20 protein-coding genes are annotated in these 22,544 nt (G+C 72.1%); 12 read left to right on the top strand and 8 right to left on the bottom strand.

The window, feature by feature from the left end:
• Positions 1–48: 48 nt before the first annotated feature.
• Genes B7K26_RS02735 through ahcY form a run of 4 tightly spaced genes read left to right on the top strand, consistent with a single transcriptional unit; the run spans position 49 to position 4,229 of the window.
• Positions 49–408 carry a DUF3499 domain-containing protein gene (locus B7K26_RS02735; RefSeq protein ID WP_084077135.1) on the top strand — a complete coding sequence of 120 codons (360 nt, stop codon included), beginning with the start codon at positions 49–51 and terminating at the stop codon, positions 406–408.
• Between the two features lie 18 nt (positions 409–426).
• Positions 427–1,845: a phosphomannomutase/phosphoglucomutase gene (locus B7K26_RS02730; RefSeq protein ID WP_143340427.1), complete on the top strand. Its 1,419-nt coding sequence runs from the start codon at positions 427–429 to the stop codon at positions 1,843–1,845.
• The gene (locus B7K26_RS02725) at positions 1,846–2,784 is read left to right on the top strand and encodes a cation diffusion facilitator family transporter (RefSeq protein ID WP_084077133.1); all 939 of its coding nucleotides are present in this window, start codon (positions 1,846–1,848) and stop codon (positions 2,782–2,784) included. It begins immediately after the preceding gene.
• Between the two features lie 2 nt (positions 2,785–2,786).
• Positions 2,787–4,229: an adenosylhomocysteinase gene (ahcY, locus tag B7K26_RS02720; protein ID WP_084077132.1), complete on the top strand. Its 1,443-nt coding sequence runs from the start codon at positions 2,787–2,789 to the stop codon at positions 4,227–4,229.
• A gap of 60 nt (positions 4,230–4,289) precedes the next feature.
• Here ahcY and B7K26_RS02715 read toward each other — a convergent pair whose 3' ends face one another.
• Positions 4,290–5,114 (bottom strand): RDD family protein, encoded by an 825-nt coding sequence (locus tag B7K26_RS02715; protein ID WP_084077131.1) that lies wholly within the window; start codon positions 5,112–5,114, stop codon positions 4,290–4,292.
• A 43-nt stretch (positions 5,115–5,157) separates the two neighbouring features.
• Here B7K26_RS02715 and B7K26_RS02710 point away from each other — a divergent pair, with 43 nt between their 5' ends.
• Positions 5,158–6,153 carry a stage II sporulation protein M gene (locus tag B7K26_RS02710; protein ID WP_084077130.1) on the top strand — a complete coding sequence of 332 codons (996 nt, stop codon included), beginning with the start codon at positions 5,158–5,160 and terminating at the stop codon, positions 6,151–6,153.
• Between the two features lie 18 nt (positions 6,154–6,171).
• On the opposite strand, the gene B7K26_RS02705 is transcribed toward B7K26_RS02710, so the two are convergent.
• Genes B7K26_RS02705 through B7K26_RS02685 form a run of 5 tightly spaced genes read right to left on the bottom strand, consistent with a single transcriptional unit; the run spans position 6,172 to position 11,573 of the window.
• Positions 6,172–7,464, bottom strand: coding sequence for a DUF58 domain-containing protein (locus tag B7K26_RS02705; protein WP_084077129.1), 1,293 nt, complete (start codon positions 7,462–7,464; stop codon positions 6,172–6,174).
• Between the two features lie 4 nt (positions 7,465–7,468).
• Positions 7,469–8,584 (bottom strand): MoxR family ATPase, encoded by a 1,116-nt coding sequence (locus tag B7K26_RS02700; protein ID WP_084077128.1) that lies wholly within the window; start codon positions 8,582–8,584, stop codon positions 7,469–7,471.
• The gene (locus tag B7K26_RS02695) at positions 8,581–9,780 is read right to left on the bottom strand and encodes a DUF4350 domain-containing protein (protein WP_084077127.1); all 1,200 of its coding nucleotides are present in this window, start codon (positions 9,778–9,780) and stop codon (positions 8,581–8,583) included. Before B7K26_RS02695 ends, B7K26_RS02700 begins: the two co-directional genes overlap by 4 nt.
• Positions 9,777–10,424 carry a DUF4129 domain-containing protein gene (locus B7K26_RS02690; protein WP_084077126.1) on the bottom strand — a complete coding sequence of 216 codons (648 nt, stop codon included), beginning with the start codon at positions 10,422–10,424 and terminating at the stop codon, positions 9,777–9,779. The genes B7K26_RS02695 and B7K26_RS02690 overlap by 4 nt, the downstream gene beginning before the upstream one ends.
• Positions 10,425–10,427: 3 nt before the next feature.
• Positions 10,428–11,573, bottom strand: coding sequence for a hypothetical protein (locus tag B7K26_RS02685; protein WP_143340426.1), 1,146 nt, complete (start codon positions 11,571–11,573; stop codon positions 10,428–10,430).
• Between the two features lie 95 nt (positions 11,574–11,668).
• On the opposite strand from B7K26_RS02685, the gene mtrA reads away from it, so the two are divergent.
• From mtrA to secA, 7 genes are all read left to right on the top strand, one after another.
• On the top strand, positions 11,669–12,352 hold the full coding sequence (gene mtrA / locus B7K26_RS02680) for an MtrAB system response regulator MtrA (protein ID WP_084077124.1): 684 nt from the start codon (positions 11,669–11,671) through the stop codon (positions 12,350–12,352).
• Entirely contained in the window at positions 12,349–14,034 is a 1,686-nt protein-coding gene (gene mtrB, locus B7K26_RS02675; protein ID WP_143340425.1) for an MtrAB system histidine kinase MtrB, read from the top strand. Before mtrA ends, mtrB begins: the two co-directional genes overlap by 4 nt.
• The gene (locus B7K26_RS02670; RefSeq protein WP_084077122.1) at positions 14,034–15,755 is read left to right on the top strand and encodes an LpqB family beta-propeller domain-containing protein; all 1,722 of its coding nucleotides are present in this window, start codon (positions 14,034–14,036) and stop codon (positions 15,753–15,755) included. Before mtrB ends, B7K26_RS02670 begins: the two co-directional genes overlap by 1 nt.
• Before the next feature lie 92 nt (positions 15,756–15,847).
• Positions 15,848–16,579, top strand: coding sequence for a ComF family protein (locus tag B7K26_RS02665; RefSeq protein WP_143340424.1), 732 nt, complete (start codon positions 15,848–15,850; stop codon positions 16,577–16,579).
• A 128-nt stretch (positions 16,580–16,707) separates the two neighbouring features.
• On the top strand, positions 16,708–17,385 hold the full coding sequence (gene hpf / locus B7K26_RS02660; RefSeq protein ID WP_084077120.1) for a ribosome hibernation-promoting factor, HPF/YfiA family: 678 nt from the start codon (positions 16,708–16,710) through the stop codon (positions 17,383–17,385).
• Between the two features lie 39 nt (positions 17,386–17,424).
• Positions 17,425–18,357, top strand: coding sequence for a DMT family transporter (locus tag B7K26_RS02655; protein ID WP_084077119.1), 933 nt, complete (start codon positions 17,425–17,427; stop codon positions 18,355–18,357).
• Positions 18,358–18,389: 32 nt separating this feature from the next.
• Positions 18,390–21,209: a preprotein translocase subunit SecA gene (secA, locus tag B7K26_RS02650; RefSeq protein ID WP_234998697.1), complete on the top strand. Its 2,820-nt coding sequence runs from the start codon at positions 18,390–18,392 to the stop codon at positions 21,207–21,209.
• Between the two features lie 3 nt (positions 21,210–21,212).
• Here the strand turns inward: secA and B7K26_RS02645 are convergent, their stop codons facing one another.
• Together B7K26_RS02645 and B7K26_RS13000 are read right to left on the bottom strand one after the other, a co-directional pair.
• Positions 21,213–21,677 carry an Rv3235 family protein gene (locus B7K26_RS02645; protein ID WP_159449581.1) on the bottom strand — a complete coding sequence of 155 codons (465 nt, stop codon included), beginning with the start codon at positions 21,675–21,677 and terminating at the stop codon, positions 21,213–21,215.
• On the bottom strand, positions 21,674–22,522 hold the full coding sequence (locus B7K26_RS13000) for a LysM domain-containing protein (RefSeq protein ID WP_200810927.1): 849 nt from the start codon (positions 22,520–22,522) through the stop codon (positions 21,674–21,676). Before B7K26_RS13000 ends, B7K26_RS02645 begins: the two co-directional genes overlap by 4 nt.
• Positions 22,523–22,544: the final 22 nt, after the last annotated feature.

Below are 22,544 nucleotides of genomic sequence, written 5' to 3'. Positions count from 1 at the left end.
CGGCGTGGCAGTGGCGGACGGCGTCGTCGCGCGGGTACCGTCGCATCTGTGAAGTCGACCCGTCAGTGCACCCGCACCTCCTGTGACCGCGCCGCCGCGGCGACGCTCACCTACGTGTACATGGACTCGACCGTGGTCGTCGGGCAGCTCGCGGCGCAGGCGGAGCCCCACAGCTACGACTTGTGCGCTCACCACGCCGAGCGCTTCACCGCCCCGCGCGGGTGGGACGTCGTGCACATTCACCAGGACCTGGTGGATGCCGGCCCGACCCCCGACGACCTCGACGCGCTCGCCCGGGCCGTGCGCGAGGCGGGCCGCCCAGCGCCCGCGCCGCTCGCGCCCGTCGCGGCGCCCGTGGCATCGGAGCCTCGCCGGGGTCACCTCAGGGTCGTGTCCTCCGACGCCTGAGGCACTAGCCTGTGGGGCGTGACAGACGTTCTTGACCTCTCCGGCCTGATCAAGTCCTACGACGTCCGCGGCATCGTGGGGGAGGACCTCACCGAGGAGGTCGCGCGCGCCATCGGCGCCGCCTTCGCCGATGCTGTGGTGCTTCCCGAGGGAGGCTCCCGCGTGGTCATCGGCCACGACATGCGCGACTCGGGTCCCGCCCTTGTCGCCGCCGTCGGCGGCGGCCTGCGCGACCGCGGTGTCGACGTCACCGAGATCGGCCTGTGCTCGACCGACGGCCTCTATCACGCCTCCGGCGTCCTTGAGCTGCCCGGCATCATGGTCACCGCGTCGCACAACCCCGCCGCGTACAACGGCATGAAGATGTGCCGCCCCCTCGCCCGCGCCGTGGGCGAGACCACCGGGCTTGGCGCGGTGCGTGACCTCACGGGGCGCTACCTCGCGGACGGCATCCCGGTCGCGCAGCGGCGGGGTGACGCGGGCGGGCAGGACATGCTCGCCGAGTACGGGGCGTTCCTGCGCTCGCTCGTGGACCTCCGCGGAATCCGCCCGCTCAAGGTGGTGGTGGACGCCGCGAACGCGATGGCCGGCCACACCGTGCCTGCGGTGCTCGGCACCGCCGCCGGCCTCGCCGAGCTGCCCCTCGACATCGTCCCGCTGTACTTCGAGCTCGACGGCACCTTCCCGAACCACGAGGCGAACCCCCTCGACCCCGCCAACCTTGTGGACCTGCAGGCCGCCGTCCTCGAGCACGGCGCCGACCTCGGCCTCGCCTTCGACGGCGACGCCGACCGCTGCTTCGTCGTGGACGAGCGCGGCAAGGTGGTGCCAGCATCGGCCATCACTGCCCTCGTGGGGCTGCGCGAGGCCGCCAGGGAGGCCGCGACCGGCGCCCAGCCCACCGTGATCCACAACCTCATCTCCTCGCGCGCCGTGCCCGAGCAGCTCGCCGCGTCCGGCGCCACTCCCGTGCGCTCCAAGGTAGGCCACTCCAACATCAAGGCGATGATGGCCGACCTCAACGCGGTCTTCGGCGGGGAGCACTCGGCGCACTTCTACTTCCGCGACTTCTTCTACGCGGACACCGGCATGTTGGCCGCCATGCACGTGATGGCGGCGCTCGGCGAGCAGGACGGCCCCCTCAGCGAGATGATCGCGCCGCGCGACCCGTACGTCGCGTCGGGGGAGATCAACTCGACGGTGGCCGATGCCGACGCGGCCCGCGAGCGGGTGCGCGCTGCCTTCTCCGCCGAGGGCGCCGAGGAGGACGGCCTCGACGGCATGACGCTGTCGCACTGGAACGCCGAGCCGCGCTGGTGGCTCAACGTCCGCGCCTCCAACACCGAGCCGCTGCTGCGCCTCAACGTCGAGGCGGCCGACCACGCGGTCATGGAGGACATCCGCGACCGCGCCCTCGCCCTCATCAGGGAGGCCTAGATGTCCGAGGGGGAGGGCACCAAGGCGATCGTCGCTGCGCTGAGCGCCAACCTCGGCATCGGCGTCACGAAGTTCGGCGCGTGGGCGCTCACCGGAGCCTCGTCCATGCTGGCCGAGGCCATCCACTCGGTGGTGGACTCCGGCAACCAGATCCTCCTCCTTGTCGGCAAGCGCAAGGCGCGCCAGGCCGCCGACGACACCCACCCCTTCGGGTACGCGAGGAACCGGTACTACTACGCGTTCCTCGTCGCCATCATGCTGTTCTCCCTGGGAGGCCTGTTCTCTCTGTACGAGGCGTGGGAGAAGTGGCAGGAACCTGAGCCCATCGAGTCCTGGGCGTGGGTACCCCTCGTGGTCCTGCTGATCGCCATGGTGATGGAGGGACTGTCGCTGCGCACCGCGGTGCACGAGGCGAATCAGCATCGCGGCAACCTCGGCTGGTTCGCCTACATCCGCCGCTCGCGCTCGCCCGAGATCCCGGTCATCTTGCTCGAGGACTCGGCCGCTCTCGTGGGCCTCGTGTTCGCGTTCTTCGGCGTATCCATGACGCTCATCACGGGAGACGGCATCTGGGACGCCGTCGGCACCGCCCTGATCGGCGTGCTGCTCGTGACGAACGCCATCATCCTCGCCCGCGAGACGAAGTCCCTGCTCATGGGCGAGTCCGCGACGGCAGAGGACCTCGCCCTCATCCGCGGCGCCTTCGCCGCCTCGCCGATGACGGATATCATCCACCTGCGCACCATGCACCTGGGCCCCGACGACCTCATGATCGCCGCGAAGGTCGGGGTGCGGCCAGGCACCACCATCGAGGTGCTCGCGCGTGACACCGACGACGCCGAGCGGCGCATCCGCGAGGCGGTCCCCGTCGCCCGCCTGATCTTCATCGAACCCGACCTGCGGCACGTGCTCGCCGAGCCCGCGCCCGACAAGGAGTAGCAGTGACCCACGAGCACGTCGTCGCCGACCTGGCCCTCGCCGAGGCCGGTCGCCACCAGATCCGCCTTGCCGAGCAGGAGATGCCGGGCCTCACCAGCCTGCGCGAGCAGTACGGCGACTCGCGCCCCCTCGCCGGCGCCCGCATCGCCGGCTCGCTGCACATGACCACCCAGACCGCTGTGCTCATCGAGACCCTCACGGCGCTCGGCGCCGAGGTCAGGTGGGCCTCGTGCAACATCTACTCGACCCAGGACGACGCCGCCGCGGCCGTCGTGGTGGGGCCGGGCACCTTCTCCGCGCCCGCCGGCCCGCCAGTGTTCGCCGTTAAGGGCGAGACCCTCGACGAGTACTGGGAGTACACCGACCGTATCCTCACCTGGGACGGCGTCGATGGCCCCACGATGATCCTTGACGACGGTGGCGACGCCACCCTGCTGGTGCACGAGGGCGTCCGCTTCGAGGCCGCCGGGGCCGTCCCCGAGCCGCTCGAGGAGGAGGACCCGGCCTACAACGAGGAGATCGAGTCGATGCGCAAGGTGCTGCGCCGCTCGCTCGCCGCCGACCCCACCCGCTTCACGCGTATGGCGAAGGTGCTGCGCGGCACCTCGGAGGAGACCACGACCGGCGTGCACCGCCTCGACCAGATGCACGCGCGCGGCGAGCTGCTGTTCCCCGCGATCAACGTCAACGACTCGGTCACCAAGTCCAAGTTCGACAACCGCTACGGCATCCGCCACTCGCTTCCCGATGGCCTCATGCGCGCCACCGACGTCCTCATCGGCGGCAAGCTGGTCTTCGTCGCCGGCTATGGCGACGTGGGCAAGGGAGCGGCAGAGGCGCTGCGCGGCCAGGGAGCGCGCGTGGTCGTCGCCGAGGTGGACCCCATCTGCGCGCTGCAGGCGGCGATGGACGGCTACGAGGTGGCCCGTATCGAGGACGTCGTCGACCGCGCCGACTTCTTCATCACCACCACCGGCAACAAGGACATCATTCGCGTCGAGCACATGGCCGCGATGAAGGACAAGGCCATCGTCGGCAACGTCGGCCACTTCGACAACGAGATCGACATGGCCGGCCTTGCCCGCTCGGGCGCCAAGCACCAGCCCATCAAGCCGCAGGTCGACGAGTGGACCTTTGCGGACGGGCACTCGGTCATCATCCTGTCCGCCGGCCGCCTGCTGAACCTCGGCAACGCGACCGGTCACCCCAGCTTTGTGATGTCGACGTCGTTCGCCAACCAGGTGCTCGCGCAGCTCGAGCTGTGGGTCAACCTCGAGGCGTATCCCCTCGGCGTCCACCGCCTACCGAAGGTCCTCGACGAGAAGGTCGCGCGCGACCACCTCGACGCCCTCGGCGTGCGCCTGACGGAGCTGAGCGCCGACCAGGCCGACTACCTCGGCGTGCCGCAGCACGGCCCGTTCAAGCCCGACCACTACCGCTACTGACGCGTCAGCGTGCGGTGACCGCCGCATCGGCCGCCCTCACGGGAGGGCCGATGCGGCGTTTCAGTTCTCGGCGTCGGTGATGCCGTAGGGGAGGGCCCCCACGCGGGCCTCGTCCGCTGCCGCGCGCTCCTGGCGGCGCAGCTCGAGGCGGTACTCGCGCCCGGCGCGCTCGGCGAGGACGGCCGCGATCGCGTACTCGGGGTGGGTGCCATCCGGGGGCGGGGGAGACACGTGCTCGAGGACGCGGTTCGCGAGCTCCGTGCCCAGGCGGGCGCGAGAGTCGGGGCGCAGCGCCGCGGCCCGCGCGAGGAACATCCTGCTGGTGAGCGCGAGGCCGTCGGGCAGGCGGCGCATGTCGGCCTGCGCAGCCCACTGCGCCAGGTGCGGGGGCATGGTGAGCGGCGGCAGCGCCTTGGCCCCGCCTCGCACGCGCATCGCGTACGTGCCCGCGAGGATGTCTCCCAGGCGCTTGCCGCGCGCCGAGACCATCGAGGACGTCACGGCGATCATTCCCCACGTCATGTAGATCTCCGCGAGCCCCACGAAGGCGCGGATGAACGAGTGGCGGAAGGAGATGGGCCCGCCGTCGTCGCGCACCACCCTCAGCCCCACGGCGAGCCGGCCCATCGACAGCCCGCGGGTGAGCGTCTCGACGGTGGCGGGCAGCAGCACAAGCGTCGCGACGACCGTGAGGATGGCGACGGCACGCCAGGCCGCGCCGTTCAGCAGCGGTCCCAGGGTGTTCGCGATCGCGAGGAAGGAGAATAGCGCCGTCGCCCCGTAGACGATGAGGTCGATGAGCCCCGACAGCATCCGTAGGGTGACGGGCGCCGCGCCGGTGGACAGCGCCACGCCCTCGCCGATGAGGATCTCGTCGTCCTGCATGGTTCCTCCGCGCGTTGTCGGTGTTGTGTGGCATCGTAGCGGCGTGGATGTCGACGCCCTCACTCGCGCACGTGAGCCCCGCTGGGCGCGCCTGCGCGAGCTCACCCGCCGGCGCCGGCTGACCGGCGCTGAGGCCGACGAGATGACGCGGCTCTATCAGGCCACCGCGGGAGACCTGTCGGCCGTGAGGTCGGCGGCCCCCGAGCCAGCACTCGTCACTCGCCTGTCGATCCTCGTCGCCGGCGCGCGCGTGTGGCTCACTGGCGCCCACGAGACCTCGACGCATCCCGTGCGGCGCTTCCTCGTCTACGGCCTTGCTGCGGCGCTGTACCGCGTCCGCTGGTGGGCGGTCACGGTGTCCCTCGCCGTCGTCGCGCTTGCGGCGCTGTCCGCGTGGTGGACCGTCACGCATCCCGAGTCGCTCGCCCTCGTGGGCGACCCCGAGACGCGAGCGGCCTTCGCCCACCAGGAGTTCGCCAACTACTACGTCGAGTACGACTCGGGCTCGTTCGCCGCGTCGGTGTGGTCCAACAACTGGTTCATCGCCGCGCAATGCATCGCGCTCGGGATCACCGGGATCTACCCGCTGTTCCTGCTGTACAACACCGTCCTGCAGCTGGGTGTCGCCGGCGCCATCATGTCCGAGGCGGGGCTGCTGGACGTGTACTTCCAGCTGCTCGCCCCGCACGGGCTGCTCGAGCTGTCCGCCGTGTTCGTCGCCGCGGCGGCGGGGCTGAGGCTGTGCTGGACGATGCTCGTTCCCGGCCCCCGCACGCGCGGCGAGGCGCTCGCCCAGGAGGGCAGGACGGCGTTCGGTGTCGCGCTCGGCCTGGCGGGAGTCCTGCTCGTCTCGGGCCTCATCGAGGGCTTCATCACCGGCTCCGCCATCCCGTGGGCGATCAAGGACCTCATCGGGGTCGCCGCCTGCGCCGCTTTCTGGGTGTACGTCTTCGGCTTCGGCAGGGTTGCGGCACGTGCCCAGGTGAGCGGTGACGTCGAGGGTGACTTCCGCGTCGACACCGTCGCCGTCAGCGCGTGACCGACGGCGCCTGGGGGCCTACAGCCGCCCGGTGGCCTTGAGCGCGAGGTAGCGATCCGCCACGGCGGGCGCCAAGCCATCGGGTGAGGCCTGGACCACTTCCGCGCCCATCTGGCGCAGCCGCATCGCGATCCCCGAGCGCTCGAGGGAGGCGCGCGCCGCGGCGGCCGCGCCGTACACCTCGTGCACGTCCTCGCGGCCGGCGAGCATCGCCGCCTCGTCGGGGTCCTCGACGGCAGCGACCATGACCACGTGCGAGCGCGACAACGCACGCACCGTGTCGAGCAAACCCGAGTCGACGGCGGCGACATCGATGGCGGTCAGGATGACGACGAGCGCGCGCTGGCTGAGCCGCCCCTGGATGAGGCGCGCGAGCGCGGGCCAGTCGGGCTCGACGAGGGCAGGCTCGACGGTGGCGAGCGCGTCGGCGAGAGCGGGCATCATCGCGGGGCCCGTGGCGCCCGCGGCGCGAGCGCGCTCGACCCGGTCGAAGGCCGTCACCTGCACGCGGTCGCCCGCACGGGAGGCGAGGGCGGACAGCAGCAGCGTCGCCTCGATGGACGCGTCGAGCCGCGGCGCGTCGCCCACGCGCGCCGCTGAGGTGCGCGATGTGTCGACCACCGTCAGCACGCGACGGTCGCGCTCGGGGCGATAGGTGCGCACCTGCACGTCGGCCCGGCGAGCGGAGGCGCGCCAGTCGATGGTGCGCACGTCGTCGCCGATGACGTACTCGCGCAGCGAGTCGAACTCGCTTCCCGCGCCCTTCAGCTGCACCGCGGTCTGGCCGTCGATCTCGCGCAGGCGTGCGAGGCGGGAGGGAAGGTGGCGGCGCGAGGCGAACTCGGGGAGCACGCGCAGGTGGCCGACAGCGTCGATCGAGCGCTGACGTCCGGCGAGCCGCAGCGGTCCCTGCAGGCGCACGGTGACCTTGTCCGCGCGGCGGTCACCGCGCCTGGTCGGCGTGAGCTCCGTGGTGAGGCGCGCCGACTCGCCGGCGGCGAGGCGTATGCGGTGGCGCGACTGGCTCGCGCCCGCCGAGGGCTGCCACGCGTCGCGCACGGTCAGCCGCATGCGCCTCGTGCCCAGGTTGGCCACCTCGACGGTCGCGCTCGTGGACTCGGTGAGGCGGACGGCCCCCACCGGGGTACGCCGGATCCCGACCGCCGTCGCGCGCGGCGCGAGCCACGCGTCGACGGCGGCGAGAATCAGCACTCCGATGATCCACAGCCACGCGAAGGTGCGGCCGGACGACCAGAAGGCCGGCACGGCCCCGAGCGCCGCGAGCAGCGCCGTCCAGCCGGTGATGTACATGCGCTTAGCGGGGCACGGGGACGGACGCGAGCACCGACGCGAGGACGGCGCGGGTGGTCACGGCCTCGAGCTCGGCCTCGGCGCGCAGCTGGATGCGGTGGGACAGCGTCCACTCGACGAGCGTCTTCACGTCGTCGGGCGTCACGAACGTCGAACCGCGCATCCACGCCCACGCCCGCGCCGTCTTCATGAGGGCGGCGGCGCCTCGCGGCGAGACACCAAGCCCCACCGAGGCGGCCTCGCGGGTCGCCCGGCAGACGTCGACGATGTAGCCGGCAACCTCGTCGCTGAGCGTCACCGTGGCGGCCTCGGCGCGCGCCGCCTCGAGGTCGGCGATGGACGCGACGGTCTGGACGCCGGCCGCGTCGAGGTCGCGCGGGTCGAAGCCGGCCGCGTGCCTGCGCACCACCTCGACCTCGGCCTCGCGGGCGGGAAGCGGGACCGTGAGCTTGAGCAGGAAGCGGTCAAGCTGGGCCTCGGGCAGGGGGTAGGTGCCCTCGTACTCCACGGGGTTTTGGGTGGCGATCACCAGGAACGGGTCGGGCAGGGGGCGCGACTCGCCGTCGACGGTGACCTGGCGCTCCTCCATCGCCTCCAGCAGCGAGGCCTGGGTCTTGGGGGGAGTGCGGTTGATCTCGTCAGCGAGCAGGAGGTTGGTGAACACGGGGCCCTCGCGGAACGAGAAAGCGGCGGTGCGGGCGTCGTAGACCAGCGAGCCGGTCACGTCGCCCGGCATGAGGTCGGGGGTGAACTGCACACGCGACGACTCCACGCCGAGCGTGCGAGACAGGGCGCGCACGAGCAGCGTCTTGGCGGTACCCGGCACCCCCTCGAGGAGCACGTGCCCCCGGCACAGCAGCGCGATGACGAGACCGGTGACGACCTGGTCCTGGCCCACGACGGCCTTGCCCACCTCGGTGCGGATCCTACCGAGCGCCGCGCGCGCCTCCGACGTCGCGCCCGGCCCCGACGCGGCGGCCGGCGCCGCTGGGGTCGCCTGCTCGGCGGGGGCGGGCGCGGCGGCCGAGGGCGCCGGCGCGGGAACTGGCTCGGTGGCGACGGCGTCGCCGGCGACCGCGTCGTCCGCGGAGGGGGTGGGCTGCTGGGGGGTGTCGGTCACGGTCGGTGAACCTCGCTTTCCAGGGCGTCGAGCTGAGCGATCAGGGACATCAGGGCGGCGTCGCCGGCGGGCGGTGGGCCGTACAGCACGCGTGCGACGTCGTCGCGTCGGCGGCCCGTGGCACGCGCTACGGCGTCAACGAGCGCGTCGGGACTGGCGCTCCTCGGCACTCCAAGACGGGCGCCGATGCGTGTCGCGGCGTGCGCGCGCAACGCCGCTCCCGCGCGTCCCGCGGCCCCCGCACGGCGGTACAGGCGGGCCCTGCCTCGCGTCGCCTCGGAGGCGCGAACCACCACGGGCAGCGGCTCGCGTACGAGCGGGCCGAAGCGGCGCGCTCGCCACAGAGCGGCCACGAGCACCGCGAGCGCGAGCGCGAAGGCGGCCTGCAGGGTGCCGGGGGGAAGGTAGTCGGGCGCGAGGGTGACGTCGTCGGGAACCTCGACGGGCTGGCCACCCTCCCAGGTCGGGACGGACGCGTCGGCGAGGGAGGCGACGTACCACTCCACGGTCTGGTGCCGGCCGAGGGTGTGCAGCGTGAGCGATGCGTTGCCGGCGACGTCCAGCCTGTCGTTCGTCACGATCTGGGCCGAGGCGAGCATGGTCATCCGCCCCGCGTCGCGCTCCACGTCGAGGTAGCCCGCCGTCCCGTCGCCGGTGAGGAAGCATACGGTGGTGCCGGCCGAGGGTGACCCGGCGACCGCCTCGGGGCCCACCTCGATCTGCCCCGCCGCCAGGGCGTCGGGGTCCTCGCAGGCGGCCGGCACGGTGGTGGTCGAGCCCCACACTCCGGCGGTTGCCATGCCGGTCTGGGCGGCGGTGAGCACCCGGTCATCGGTGCCGAGGAAGACCAGGTCGCCCGGGTAGGCAAGCAGGGCGTCGATCTGGTGGTCCCGCAGGGAGTCGGGCGCGGCCACTACGAGCGTGGTGCTCGCGGGGTCGTCGACGCGGATCGAGCCCAGCGTCGTCGAGTAGCGCACCTCCACGCCCTGGTCGCGGAGGATCTGCGCCGCGGCGCGTGCCCCGTCCGTGCCGGGGTTGTCGGGGGACAGGGCGGTGGAGTCCTCCGGCCGTGCCGACCACACCAGGATCGCCACGAGGCCGACGAAGAGGATCGCTGCCACGATCGCGACCGGCCGCCTGCGTGCCTGCTGGGCGACCGAGGGCCGCTCCTCGGCTCGGGCGTACGTCACGCTCATGCGGTGGCCTCCGCCCGGTCGCTGGCGACCGCCGTGCGCCGCGCGGTCGCGGCGCGATCGTAGACGACGACGGCTCGTTCCCAGGCAGGCGAGGCGAGCCCGCCCGCGCCGTACCGTGCCACGTCGAAGTCGTGTGCCACCGCCGCGATCGCGCCCCCGACCACGGGGACGGCGGCGCCGATCGCGCGTGCCGCCTCGTCGGCCGTCATCCCGTCGGACACGTCCACGACGCCGCGACCGTCGAGCCTGCGCACCAGGGCGCGGTAGATCTCCGTGACGGCCAGGTCCCAGTCGCTGCGGCCGGCGGCGGCGCGTGCTGCCGCCTCCATCTCCTCGGCGCTGCGCGCATCGTCCTCGAGGACGGGCGCGGAGGAGCGCGCGACCCTGGAGCGGCGCATCGGCCCCACGACGAGCCACACCACGAGTCCCACCAGTGCGATCACGACGACGATCAGGACCAGGATGCCCGGCAGGCTCAGCCCCGATCCGAAGTCGCCGAATCCGCTGAAGATGTCGGCAAGCCACCGGCCGAAGCTGTCGAGCCAGGTGACCGGCTCGGACTGATACTCGGACTTCGCCAGTTCCTCCTCGGCCCACTTGCGGGCCTCATCGGCGCCGGGATCGACGGGGATGGTGAGCCGCACGCGTCAGGCCCGTCCCGCGGCCCGCGCCTCTGCGGCCCTGGCGAGGTCGATGTCGAAGCCCTCGTGGCGCATACGCAGGTCGATGTAGAGCAGCGCGTAGACGGAACCGAGGTACGAGTAGGTCACGAGCGCCGAGACCGCGTACGACAGGCCGATCGCGAGGAAGTAGGCGATGCCGACGACCACCTCCGCCTGGGGTGCGAGGAAGCTCGCGGCGAGGGCGCCAATCTGTCCCACCTGCTGCACCACGGCGGCCACGATGTTGATGAGGACGCCCGCGACGAAGACGATGAGGATCGTCCACCACAGGCGGCCCTTGACGAGCCCGAACGCACGCCGCAGGCCGGCGCCGATCCCCACGTCCTCGAGCACGATGAGCGCGCGGGCGATGCCCTGCAGGGCGACGATCGCGACGAAGACGGGAACGCTTGCCAGGCACGCGACGATGGTGAGCAGCACCGCGAGCGCCACCACGCCGCCATCGGCCCCGATGAGGAGAAGCAGCGGCGACAGCGCCACGGCCCCCACCACGCACACGACGGCGAAGGTGAGCAGGTAGAGGAGGACGAGCGAGCCCAGGCGGCGCCGCACCTGGCGCCACGCGACCGCGATGCCGATGCGCTCGCCCAGCACGGCGCGCGCCACGCCGGGGGCGATGATCGAGCTCGAGAACAGGTCGGCGAGCAGCAGGCTCGCGACCGCGATGACGATGAGGGCGATTGACTCGCCGCCGAGGGTGGACACCGTGGGTGTCGCCGACCATCCGAACAGGCCCGCGTCGTTGAACGCGACCCACATCGTGACGACGGTGAGCACCGCCGAGACCAGGGTGAAGAGCAGCGGGGCACCCAGCATGACGGCGCGGTTGAACCGGATCGCGCGGAAGGGGACGGCGAGGAAATCCCCGAAAGACAACGGCTTCAGCGGGAGGATCCCCGGCTGCCACGAGCGATACGTGGGGGCGCCCTGCGCGGGAACAGCGTGGCCGGACGGCGCCGCCGCTGCCGAGGGCGGCGCGGCCGCAGGTGAGGCGCCCTCCTGAGCAGGTGTGCCCGATGCTGGCGTTACCCATGCTGGCGGGGCGGCCTCGGGTGAGGCGCCGGGCCACTGCGGGGGCGCGGTGGGGTCCTGCGGTTCGCTGTTCGGCACGTGCATCCTCCCTGACCGGGCCTATCCTGCCATGCGACTCCCACGCGGCGAGGGCTCCTGGGGAAGGCGCCGTGTCGCATGGCAAGATGGCTGCTATGACGGCACGCATCCTGGTGGTCGACGACGATCCGGCTGTCGCGGAGATGATCGGCATCGTCCTGCGCGGCGACGGCTTCGACCCCATCTTCTGTGACCACGGCGACCGCGCGGTGGACATCTTCCGCGCGGAGCAGCCGGACGTGATCCTGCTGGACCTCATGCTTCCCGGCCGCTCCGGCATCGACATCTGCCGCGAGATCCGTGGGGAGTCGGGCGTCCCCATCATCATGCTGACCGCCAAGTCGGACACCGTGGACGTGGTGCTGGGGCTCGAATCGGGCGCCGACGACTACATCCCCAAGCCCTTCAAGCCCCGCGAGCTCATCGCCCGCGTGCGCGCCCGCCTGCGCCGCAACGACGCCGCCGTCGCTCCGGTGCTGCGCATCGGCGACCTCGAGATCGACGTCACGGGTCACCGTGTCACGCGCGCCGGGGACCTCATCCCGCTGACCCCGCTCGAGTTTGACGTCCTCACCACTCTCGCCCGCGCCCCCGGCCAGGTGTTCACGCGCGAGGTGCTGCTCGAGGACGTGTGGGGGTACCGTCACGCCGCCGATACGCGGCTCGTGAACGTCCACATCCAGCGCCTGCGCGCGAAGATCGAGCGCGACCCGGAGAGCCCGGAGATCATCCAGACCGTGCGCGGCGTCGGGTACAAGGCCGGCAGTCACACGCCGTGAGGGTGTCGGCGCGCGCCGTGGGCGCCGCGCTCATCGCTCCGGTGCGCACGGCGACCAGGCGGTGGTCGCGCTCGATGTCGGTGCGCATCGTCTCGACGACCCTCGTCATCGGCATCGGCACAGTGATGCTGCTGGGGGCCTACGCGACGACGCAGATCCGTGACGGGCTCGTGGACGACCGCGTGGACCGCGTGCTCGCCGAGTCGGCCCGCGACGCGGCGACGGCGCAGGAACGCGCCGCGTCGACCACCGCGGCCAACCCCGCCGACATGCAGCAGTTCGTCTACGACCTGTTCATCGAGCTGCGCTCGCTCGGCGGCGAGCAGCGCGGCATCGTGGTGCTGCGCTCGCCGGAGAACACCTCCCAGATCCCGCTGACGGTGGGCGAGCTGCCCACCGGCATCGGCCCGGCCGTGTCCACCGAGATGCGCCTCGCCGTCGCCGAGGGGGAGGCGCTGCCGTGGCAGTTCGTGTCGCTTCCCGAGACGGGAGTGCCGGGGGTCGTGGTCGGCTCGCCTCTCGACCTGGGGGTGGCAGGACCCTACGAGCTGTACTTCGTGTACTCGCTCGCGGACGAACAGGACACGCTCGCGCTCATTCAGCAGGTGCTCGCGATCGGCGCCGTCGTGCTCGTGGGCCTCGTCGTGGTGATGACGTGGTTCGTGACCAACCAGGCGGTGCGACCCGTGCGTCAGGCGGCGCGCGTCGCGTCGCGCCTTGCCGAGGGGCGGCTGTCCGAGCGGATGACGGTGCGCGGCCACGACGAGATGGCGACTCTCGCCCAGACCTTCAACGACATGGCCGAGTCGCTGCAGCGACAGATCACTCGCATGGAGCACCTCTCCCGCCTGCAGCGCCGCTTCGTGTCCGACGTGTCGCACGAGCTGCGCACGCCTCTGACCACCATCCGCATGGCCTCGGACGTGCTGCACGACGCACGCGACGAGTTCGACCCTGCGGCAGCACGTTCGGCCGAGCTCCTCAGCACTCAGCTCGACCGCTTCGAGGCGCTCCTCGCCGACCTCCTCGAGATCTCCAGGATCGACGCGGGCGCCGCCCAGCTGGAGTTCGAGTCGATGGACGTGGCCGACGTGGTCCGCGACGAGGTCGAGGCGATGATCCCCGTCGCCGGCGGACTCGGCATCGGCATCACGATGCGCATGGGCCCCGGCCCCCACACGGCGTCGATCGACAGGCCCCGCGTGGGCCGCATCGTCCGCAACCTCCTGTCCAACGCCGTCGAGCACGCCTCGCAGGCGGGCGTCGAGGTGGCCGTGGCCTCCAACCGGCGCGGCGTGGCCGTTCTGGTGCGCGACTACGGTGTGGGGCTCACCACCCAGCAGGTCGACCGCGTCTTCGATCGCTTCTGGCGGGCCGATGCGGCGCGCGCCCGCACGATGGGCGGCACCGGCCTCGGGCTCTCCATCGCTCGCGAGGACGCCGTCCTTCACGACGGGACCCTCGAGGTGTGGGGAGCGCCCGGCCAGGGCGCGAGCTTCCGCCTGCTGCTGCCGCGCACCGCCGAGGGGCTCGGGCAGAACGCCCCGCTGCCGCTCGTGCTGCGCCAGGGTGGGTTTGAGAATGTGGGGGACATGGTCGTGTTCTCGCCCGTCCTCACGGGCGACGCCGACGCGGCCGATGCTGCCTACCGGCCCGCCGTCGACTCCGAGGAGACCCCCTGATGCGTGCGTCCCGCCTTGCCGCGCTCGCCGGCGCCGCCGCGCTCGCGCTGACCGCGTGCTCGTCCATCCCCACCGAGGGCCCGGTCGAGTCCGGCGACGCCGACGTGGACCCGGTCGAGCCATTCGAGCCGATCGTGCAGGGCCCCGGTGCCACGGACGGGCCGGCGGCGATCGTCACGGGCTTCCTCACCGCCGCCGCCGGCGGTGTCGCCTCCGACTTCACCGTCGCCCGCGAGTTCCTTACCCCCGAGGCGGCGGCGACCTGGGACCCGTCCGCCCGCACCCTCGTGTATGACTCCGGCGCCGTCGCTCCCGAGTGGGATGAGGCGGACACCACCGTGACCTACGAGGTGCCGCTCGCCGCGTCGGTTGACGAGTCGGGGCGCCTCACCGATGCCGCCGACGAGACCGTTGAGCGCGTCGAGTTCGGCATGGAGCAGGACGAGGACGGCCAGTGGCGCATCGCCTCGCTGTCCGACGGCGTGGTCATCTCCGAGGCCAACTTCACTAGTTTCTTCCGTGCCGTCCAGCTCGTCTATGCGACGCCAGACCTCACGACCGCGACGCCCGAGCTGCGGTGGCTTCCTCGCGTCAACCCCGCGACCTCGGCGGCGCGCGAACTGATTGAGGGCCCCTCCCCATGGTTGGCCGATGCGGTCGTGACCGGCTTCCCCGCAACGGCGGCGCTCGCGGTCGAGTCCGTGGTGGTCGAGGGTGGCGTCGCCACGGTCGACCTCACGGCGCAGTCGGCCGGGACACCGCAGGAGCGGGCGCTCGCCGAGGAACAGCTCACCATGACCCTGGGATCGCTGCCGGACGTGACCGACGTCGACGTGCGCATCGGCGGCCTGCCCATCGCCGACGGTGCGGACATCACGCTGAGCCAGCCCCCCGTGCCGGACTCGACCGCCGCGGTCCTCGCAGGCGATCGTTTGGGATTGTGGGACGGCAATACTCTCGCCGTTCCCGATGGAGCGGGCGCCGTCCCGCAGGCGGCGCGTGGCCTGGCGCTGTCGTATGACGGCGGCGAGGCGGCATACGTGATCGACGGCGTGGGAGTGCAGTCCACCACCGTGCTGAGCGCCGGCTTCGCATCGATGACCCCGATCGAGGAGGCGAGCGAGGACGCCGCGCTCGCGGAGGCGACCACCGTCATCGGCGGATCGGGGCTGGTCGCGCCCAGTTACGACAGGTATGGCGCGTTGTGGACCGTGGAGCGGGCGGGCGGGCCCCTGCTGGTGGCCGCGACGGGCGACGAGCCGCTCAGCCTCGGAGACGGGTGGCTCACTGGCCGCACCGTCGTGGCCCTCGCGGTATCGCGGGACGGGAGCAGGATCGCCGTCCTGTCCAAGGCCGGCGGGCAGGCCTCCCTCGAGATCGCCGCCATCGTGCGCGACGCTGACGGCAACCCCACGGGCATCGGCGAACCCCTCGGCGTGGGGGCCGGCGTGGGGGCGGGCGTCGACATCGCATGGGTGGACAACCTGTCGGTCGCGGTGCTGGGCGAACCCCTCGACGGCACCGCGTCGCCCCTGTGGCTCGCGTCCGTGGGCGGCTTCACGACCGCCCTGGTGACCTTGCGCGACGCGAGCGCGGTGACCGCCAGGTCGGGGGAATCCTCCCTCGTCGTGGTCGGCGAGGACGGCACCGTGGAGGAGCGTGCCGGAACCTCGTGGGCCACCGTGCTCAAGGACACGGAGGACGTCGCCTACGCGGGCTGACCGTCGTCCCCAGGCCCTCGTCGGTCGGGAGGCGGACCGGCATCGGCCCGTCGAGGTCGACGCGGCCCGCCGGGCCCGGCCACGCTCGCGGCATGGATCCCCTCGCGGTTTTTGTGCGCGCCGCGACCGACCTCGCACGGGTCGCGATCCCCGTGGAGTGTCCCGGATGCGGGACCACGGACGTGCGCTGGTGCGAGGAGTGCGCGTGCGTGTGGTGGGAGGAGCCGCTCAGGTGTGAGTCGCTCGCGCCGCGCCTCGACATCGAGGGGCGAGAGCCGATGCCGGTGTGGGCGCCCGCGACGCTCGGTGGGCCCGCGCACGGCTTCCTCACGGCCTGGAAGGACGCGGGACGACGCGACCTCGACGCCCTGCTCGCAGACGCGATGCGTCGCGCCGCTCGGGGCGTCGAGGTCGCCCTCGCCGACGTGCCGGCGTCCCTCGCCGTGGTGGCCGTGCCCTCGCGCCCCGGGGCCGCGCGACGCAGGGGAAGGGACCTGTCCGCGCTGCTCGCCAGGTCGGCCACCGCGGGGCTCGCGGAGGCCGGGCTGGAGGTCACGCGCGCGAGGGGAGTGCTGCGACTCGGGCACGGCGAGCAGCGCGGCGGGTCCGCCCGCCGGCGCTGGGCGGGGATGGCCGGCGCGATCACCGCGGAGCCCCTGCGGGCCGGCGTCGCCGCCGTGCTCACCGACGACGTGATGACCACCGGGGCGACCCTCGCGGCGAGCGTGCGGGCGCTCGAGGGGGCGGGGACACCTGTCGTCGGGGCGATCGTGCTCGCCGTCGCCGATGCTGGTCGCGCGAGTGCCTCATCGGGGCTAGGGTGAGATTCCACCGGCCTCGTGGGCCGGCACCTTCGACACAGGGGAGGTGATGCCGCAGGCGCGAGAGGCGCCGCTGTCACCCAAGCCCCAGGCCGCCTGGCCGCATTCAGAACTGCGAAGGAGCTGCTCCCATGGACATCGCGATTGTCGGACGTCACACCAAGGTCTCCGAGGACGTGCGCGAGAAGATCTTCGAAAAGATGGACAAGATCGAATCTCTCGCCACCCGCGCGACCCGGGCCGAGGTCACCGTCGTCCACGAACGCAACCCCAAGCTCTCCGGCGACCGAGAGCGCGTCGAGATCACCCTCCACGGCAAGGGGGGAGTGATGCGTGCCGAGGCATCGGCCGACGACCGCCTCGTCGCCCTCGATAAGGCGTCGATGCGCATCACCGAGCAACTGCGCCGCCTCCACGAGCGCCGCGCCAAGCGGCACGTCGGCAAGCCGTCGCTGCACGAGGTGGTCCACGACCTCCAGGCCAAGGACGACCCCGCCGTGACCGCCGGTGAGGGCACCGCCGACCCCGTGGAGTCCGTGCAGTCGTGGGAGGGCGCGCCTCAGGACGCGACCCGCGAGGTCGCCATCGACGGCACCCCTATCGTCATCCGTTCCAAGACCCACGCCGCCGCGCCCATGACGGTCGCCGAGGCGATCGACCAGATGGAGCTCGTGGGACACGACTTCTTCCTGTTCCACGACGCCGACGCCGACCTGCCGTCGGCCGTGTACCGCCGCCGCGGCTGGACGTACGGCGTGCTCCACCTTGAGGCCGCGCCCGCGCACGAGGAGGCGCTCGAGACGGCCTAACCCATTCCCTGAAGGAGCGCACGCCGGTACTGTGCCGGCGTGCGCTCCTCCCATTTCGGCCTCGTCGTTCTCGCGGCGGTGTTGTGGGGCACGGGCGGCGTCCTCGGGGCGCTGCTGGCCGAGCATTCGGACGTGCCCGCCCCCTCGATCGCGATGTGGCGCATGCTCATCGCCGGCCTCGCCCTCATCGCTGTGCTCGCGGTGTCGCGCACGCTCGGTCTCGGCTCCCTCACGCCGGCGATGCGCCGGCGGATCCTCATCACCGGCGCGCTCACCGCGCTGTTCGAGGTGGCCTACTTCGGCGCGGTCGCGCTCGCGGGGGTCTCCCTCGCGACGCTCGTCACCATCGGCTCCGCGCCGCTGTGGGTGGCGGTGGCCGATGCCGCCGTGGGCCGGGTGCGCCCCGCTCCCCGCACCGTGGCCGCCCTGGCGCTCGCGCTCGCCGGGCTCGCCGCACTGCTGGGCACGTCGATCGATGCGGGGCAGGACGCCCTCACCGGCGTCGCCGTCGCGCTCGCGGCCGGCGCGGCCTTTGCGTCGCTCACGTTTGTGAACCGCAGGCCCGTGGCCGGGCTCACCGCGGTGCGCCTCACGGCGCTGTCGTTCACCGCGGGCGGGGTGATGCTGCTTCCCGTCGCCGGCCTCGGCGGCTGGGGCGTGCCGAGCGGGACGGAGGGCTGGGGGTACGCCCTCGCCCTCGGCGTGGTGTCGACGGCGTGCGCGTACGTGGCCTACCTCGCCGGGTTGGCGACAGTGCCCGCCTTCGTCGCGACCATCGTCTCCCTGCTGGAGCCGCTCGTCGCAGCCGTGCTCGGCGCGCTCGTCCTTGGCGAACGCATCGGCCCCTGGGGAGCGGTCGGAGGCGCGGCGCTTGCCGGGGCCGTGGTGCTGTTGCGCCCACAGCGAGACAGGGCGGGGAGCGACCTGGCGACGCCCTACGATGGTTCAGGATCCCCGAGTCGTCAGGAGTAGTGACTGTGTCCGTACTTGATCGCGTCATCCGCATGGGCGAGGGCCGCACGCTGCGCCGACTGCAGAAGATGGTCACCCTGACGAACGCCATGGAGAGCGTCTACGAGGAGCTCTCGGATGCCGAGATCCGCGCCCTGACCGACGAGTTCAAGGAGCGCTACGCCGACGGCGAGAGCCTCGACTCGATGCTTCCCGAGGCCTTCGCCGCGGTCCGCGAGGCCTCGCGCCGCACCCTGGGCCTGCGTCACTTCGACGTCCAGATCATGGGCGGCGCAGCGCTGCACGGCGGCGACGTCGCCGAGATGAAGACCGGTGAGGGAAAGACCCTCGTCGCGACGCTGCCGGCATACCTCAACGCCATCACCGGCAAGGGCGTCCACGTCGTCACGGTCAACGACTACCTCGCCTCCTACCAGTCCGACCTCATGGGTCGCGTGTTCCGTTTCCTGGGGATGGAGACGGGCTGCATCCTCTCGGGAATGTCCTCGGAGCAGCGCCGCGAGCAGTACGCCGCCGACGTCACCTACGGCACCAACAACGAGTTCGGCTTCGACCACCTGCGCGACAACATGGCGCTCGACGTCAAGGGCCTGGTCCACCGCGGCTACCACTTCGCGATCGTCGACGAGGTGGACTCGATCCTCATCGACGAGGCGCGCACGCCGCTCATCATCTCCGGCCCCGCCTCCGGTGACAACGGCCGCTGGTACACCGAGTTCGCCCGCATCGCCCGCGAGCTGGTCCTCGACGAGGACTACGAGGTCGAGGAGAAGAAGCGTGCCGTCGGCATGCTCGAGCCCGGCATCGAGAAGGTGGAGCGTGCCCTCGGCATCGAGAACCTCTACGAGCCCCAGAACACCCCCCTTATCGGCTTCCTCAACAATGCCGTGAAGGCCAAGGAGCTGTTCCGCCGCGACCGCGACTACGTGGTCCAGCAGGGCGAGGTCGACATCGTCGACGAGCACACCGGCCGCCTCCTCAAGGGCCGCCGCTACTCCGAGGGCCTTCACCAGGCGATCGAGGCGAAGGAGGGCGTGCCGATCAAGGCGGAGAACCAGACCTACGCCTCGATCACGCTCCAGAACTACTTCCGTCAGTACGACAAGCTGTCTGGCATGACCGGTACCGCCCAGACCGAGGCGGCAGAGCTGCACTCGACCTACGGCCTCGGTGTGGTGCAGATCCCCACCAACAAGCCCATGCAGCGAGTGGACCAGGCGGACCTGCTGTACAAGACCGAGGCCGCGAAGTTCGACGCGGTCATCGACGACATCACCGAGCGTCACCAGGCCGGCCAGCCCGTCCTCGTGGGCACCGTGTCCGTCGAGAAGTCGGAGAAGCTGTCGAAGGAGCTGCGTAAGCGCGGCATTCGCCACTCGGTCCTCAACGCCAAGCAGCACGAGCGTGAGGCGAACGTCGTCGCCGACGCCGGCCGCAAGGGCGCCGTCACCGTCGCCACCAACATGGCAGGTCGAGGCACCGACATCATGCTGGGCGGAAACCCCGAGTTCCGCGCCGTGCAGGAGATGGCCGAGCGCGGCCTCGACCCGAACGAGAACGCCGAGGAGTACGAGCGGGTGTGGGACGACGTCCTGGCCCAGGCTCAGGCGGACGTCGCGAGCGAGCACGACGAGGTCCTCGCCGCCGGAGGCCTGTACGTCCTGGGCACCGAGCGTCACGAGTCCCGCCGCATCGACAACCAGCTGCGCGGTCGTTCCGGTCGTCAGGGTGACCCGGGCGAGTCGAGGTTCTACCTCTCGCTCGAGGACGACCTCATGCGCATGTTCCAGTCGGGCATGGCGGCGACGATGATGAACTCGTCGGCCATCCCCGACGACATGCCGATCGAGTCCAAGGTGCTGACGCGCGGCGTGCGCTCGGCCCAGGCGCAGATCGAGGGCCGCAACGCCGAGATCCGTCGCAACATCCTCAAGTACGACGACGTGATGAGCTCGCAGCGCACGGTCCTTTATGGCCGCCGCCGCGAGGTGCTGTCGGGCGAGGACTTTTCGGAGGAGGTCAGCACCTTCATCGACGACGTCGTCACGGCCTACGTGAAGGGCACCACTGTCGTCGGCTCCGCCGAGGACTGGGACCTCGAGGCCCTGTGGAAGGACCTCCACACCATCTACCCCGTGTCCGTCACGATCGACGAGATCGTCGACGAGGCCGGCGGCGTCGAGCGCATGAACTCCGCGTTCCTGGAGCGCGAGTTGAAGGCCGACGCGCACGTCCAGTACGAGGCCGTTGAGGAGCGCATTGGCGCCGACCTGCTGCGGACCGTCGAGCGCCAGGTGGTGCTCCAGGTGCTGGACGCCAAGTGGCGCGAGCACCTGTACGAGATGGACTACCTCAAGGAGGGCATCGGCCTGCGCGCGATGGGTCAGCGCGACCCGCTGACCGAGTACCAGCGCGAGGGCTACCAGCTGTTCGAGGCGATGAGCGACGGCATCAAGGAGCAGTCGCTCAAGGTGCTGTACCGCGTCGAGAAGCGCGAGAAGCAGGCGGAGGAGGCACCCGTCACCGCGGCGTCGGCAGCCCAGACCGCCGCCGGCCAGTCGCGCGGCACGCAGGGCGCCGCGCAGCAGCGCTCGCAGTTCACGGCGTCGTCGACCACTCCCGGTGCGCTGATGCAGTCGACGATGGGTGCCCTCACCTACTCGGGTCCCTCCGAGGACGGCTCGGCGACCGTGCGTCGCGGCGACGGCGCTGCTACTGCTCCCGGCGGGTCAGGCGCGGCCGCCAAGCCCGAGGCTGACGGCTCGACCTTCCCCGGCACGGCCAAGAACTCGCCGTGCCCGTGCGGCTCGGGCAAGAAGTACAAGCTCTGCCACGGCAAGAACGAGGACTAAGCGTTACAGGACCTCGATGACGGTCGCGAGCCAGCGGCCGTGCTGGTCCTCGAACCTCATCGCGACAGCGCGCGTGCGCTGACCGTCGTGGACGACCGCCGAGACCTCGGCGGCGCCCGCGGCGGTGCGGCACACGCGTGCGCGCAGCACCGTGGCCGGCGCACTGGCGGTGTCATCGGGACCCTGCGACGCGGGCCCCGCCGCCGCGAGCACGGCCCGCCGCCTGGCGAGCGTGCGCTGGCGCGCCAGGCACGCGCGTACCACGGGGTCGATCCACCTGGCTAGCGTGGTGAGGTCGGCCCCGCCCGTGACGGCCTCGACCACCGCCTTGGCGAGGGTGCACGCGAGGGGAGCGGGGTCGCCCAACGGTCGGTGGTGGCGCGCGTAGACGCTCGCTCGTGGGGAGTGCGGCCCCGAGGCCAGGCCCGGCGCGTTCGGGGCGCCCACCGCCCCCGCCGTCGCGGTCACCGCGACCACTCCGGCGGCAGCGTGAGCGTGGTGCCCGGCCGGATGAGCGAGGGATCGTCGCCGATCGCCTCCCTGTTGTCCTCGTACAGAAGCGGCCACGAGGCGGCGATCACGGCGGCGTCTTGGGTGCCGAGCGCTGTCGCGGTGAGCTCCCACAGATTGTCGCCCGAGCGCACGGTCACGGTCTGCGGCGCGGCCGTCGTCGGTGGGGTGGCGTGCGGGGCGACGGCCTGGGGTGAGGCCGCGCGCGGTGCGCCGCCCGATTCGCTCGGGGTGGCCGACGTGCCGGCATCGCGCGTGCCGACGACTGCCCCCGCGAGCACCTGGGCACGGCGGGAGTCCGCGAAGGTGCCCGATGCCGCCGTGGTCCGCGGCACCCACCCGGCCGAGGCAACCGCCGGTCCCTGCGTGGAGGCGACATCGCTCGTGGCGGGCGGAGGGTCGACCCAGCCCGCCCCGGATCCGGCCGTCGCGGCGGCGGGCAGGGCCACCCCGGCGGCCGCCGACGCCCCGATCGCGATGGCGACGAGGCGTCGCAGGATGGCGGGCGAGTGCCGCTCGAGACGGCGACGCACGGGCGCCGGTGCGAGGGCGAGGGCCGCGGCCGACAGCGCGAGCCAGGCGCACGCGAGGGCGCCGATCGCGGCGACGGCGCGCACGACGAGCGCGTCGATCTCAAGGGGAGCCGCGCCATCGGCCCATGCCACCCAGACGAGCACTGCGGCGAGGGTGGGAAGCCCGACGAGGGCCGCCACGGCACCGAGCCGCGTCCCGAGGCTCGGTGCCGGTGAAGGTGACTGTGCCGGGTTCTTGGCGGAGGCTGAGGCGAGTCGTACGTGGCTCATGATGGCTCCTTTTGATGCCGTT

Source organism: Demequina sp. NBRC 110057, from assembly GCF_002090175.1.
GTDB lineage: Bacteria > Actinomycetota > Actinomycetes > Actinomycetales > Demequinaceae > Demequina.
The sequence above is the reverse complement of the archived record's forward strand: the minus strand, read 5'-3'. Positions and strand labels throughout refer to the sequence as shown.

Bases quoted from the DNA above. Each gene is read 5' to 3' on its own strand.
- hpf (WP_084077120.1), top strand. From the start codon at position 16,708: ATGGACATCGCGATTGTCGGACGTCACACCAAGGTCTCCGAGGACGTG.
- B7K26_RS02695 (WP_084077127.1), bottom strand. From the start codon at position 9,780: ATGAGCGTGACGTACGCCCGAGCCGAGGAGCGGCCCTCGGTCGCCCAG.
- B7K26_RS13000 (WP_200810927.1), bottom strand. From the start codon at position 22,522: ATGAGCCACGTACGACTCGCCTCAGCCTCCGCCAAGAACCCGGCACAG.
- B7K26_RS02670 (WP_084077122.1), top strand. From the start codon at position 14,034: ATGCGTGCGTCCCGCCTTGCCGCGCTCGCCGGCGCCGCCGCGCTCGCG.
- B7K26_RS02715 (WP_084077131.1), bottom strand. From the start codon at position 5,114: ATGCAGGACGACGAGATCCTCATCGGCGAGGGCGTGGCGCTGTCCACC.
- mtrA (WP_084077124.1), top strand. From the start codon at position 11,669: ATGACGGCACGCATCCTGGTGGTCGACGACGATCCGGCTGTCGCGGAG.
- secA (WP_234998697.1), top strand. From the start codon at position 18,390: ATGGGCGAGGGCCGCACGCTGCGCCGACTGCAGAAGATGGTCACCCTG.
- B7K26_RS02705 (WP_084077129.1), bottom strand. From the start codon at position 7,464: ATGTACATCACCGGCTGGACGGCGCTGCTCGCGGCGCTCGGGGCCGTG.
- B7K26_RS02665 (WP_143340424.1), top strand. From the start codon at position 15,848: ATGGATCCCCTCGCGGTTTTTGTGCGCGCCGCGACCGACCTCGCACGG.
- B7K26_RS02725 (WP_084077133.1), top strand. From the start codon at position 1,846: ATGTCCGAGGGGGAGGGCACCAAGGCGATCGTCGCTGCGCTGAGCGCC.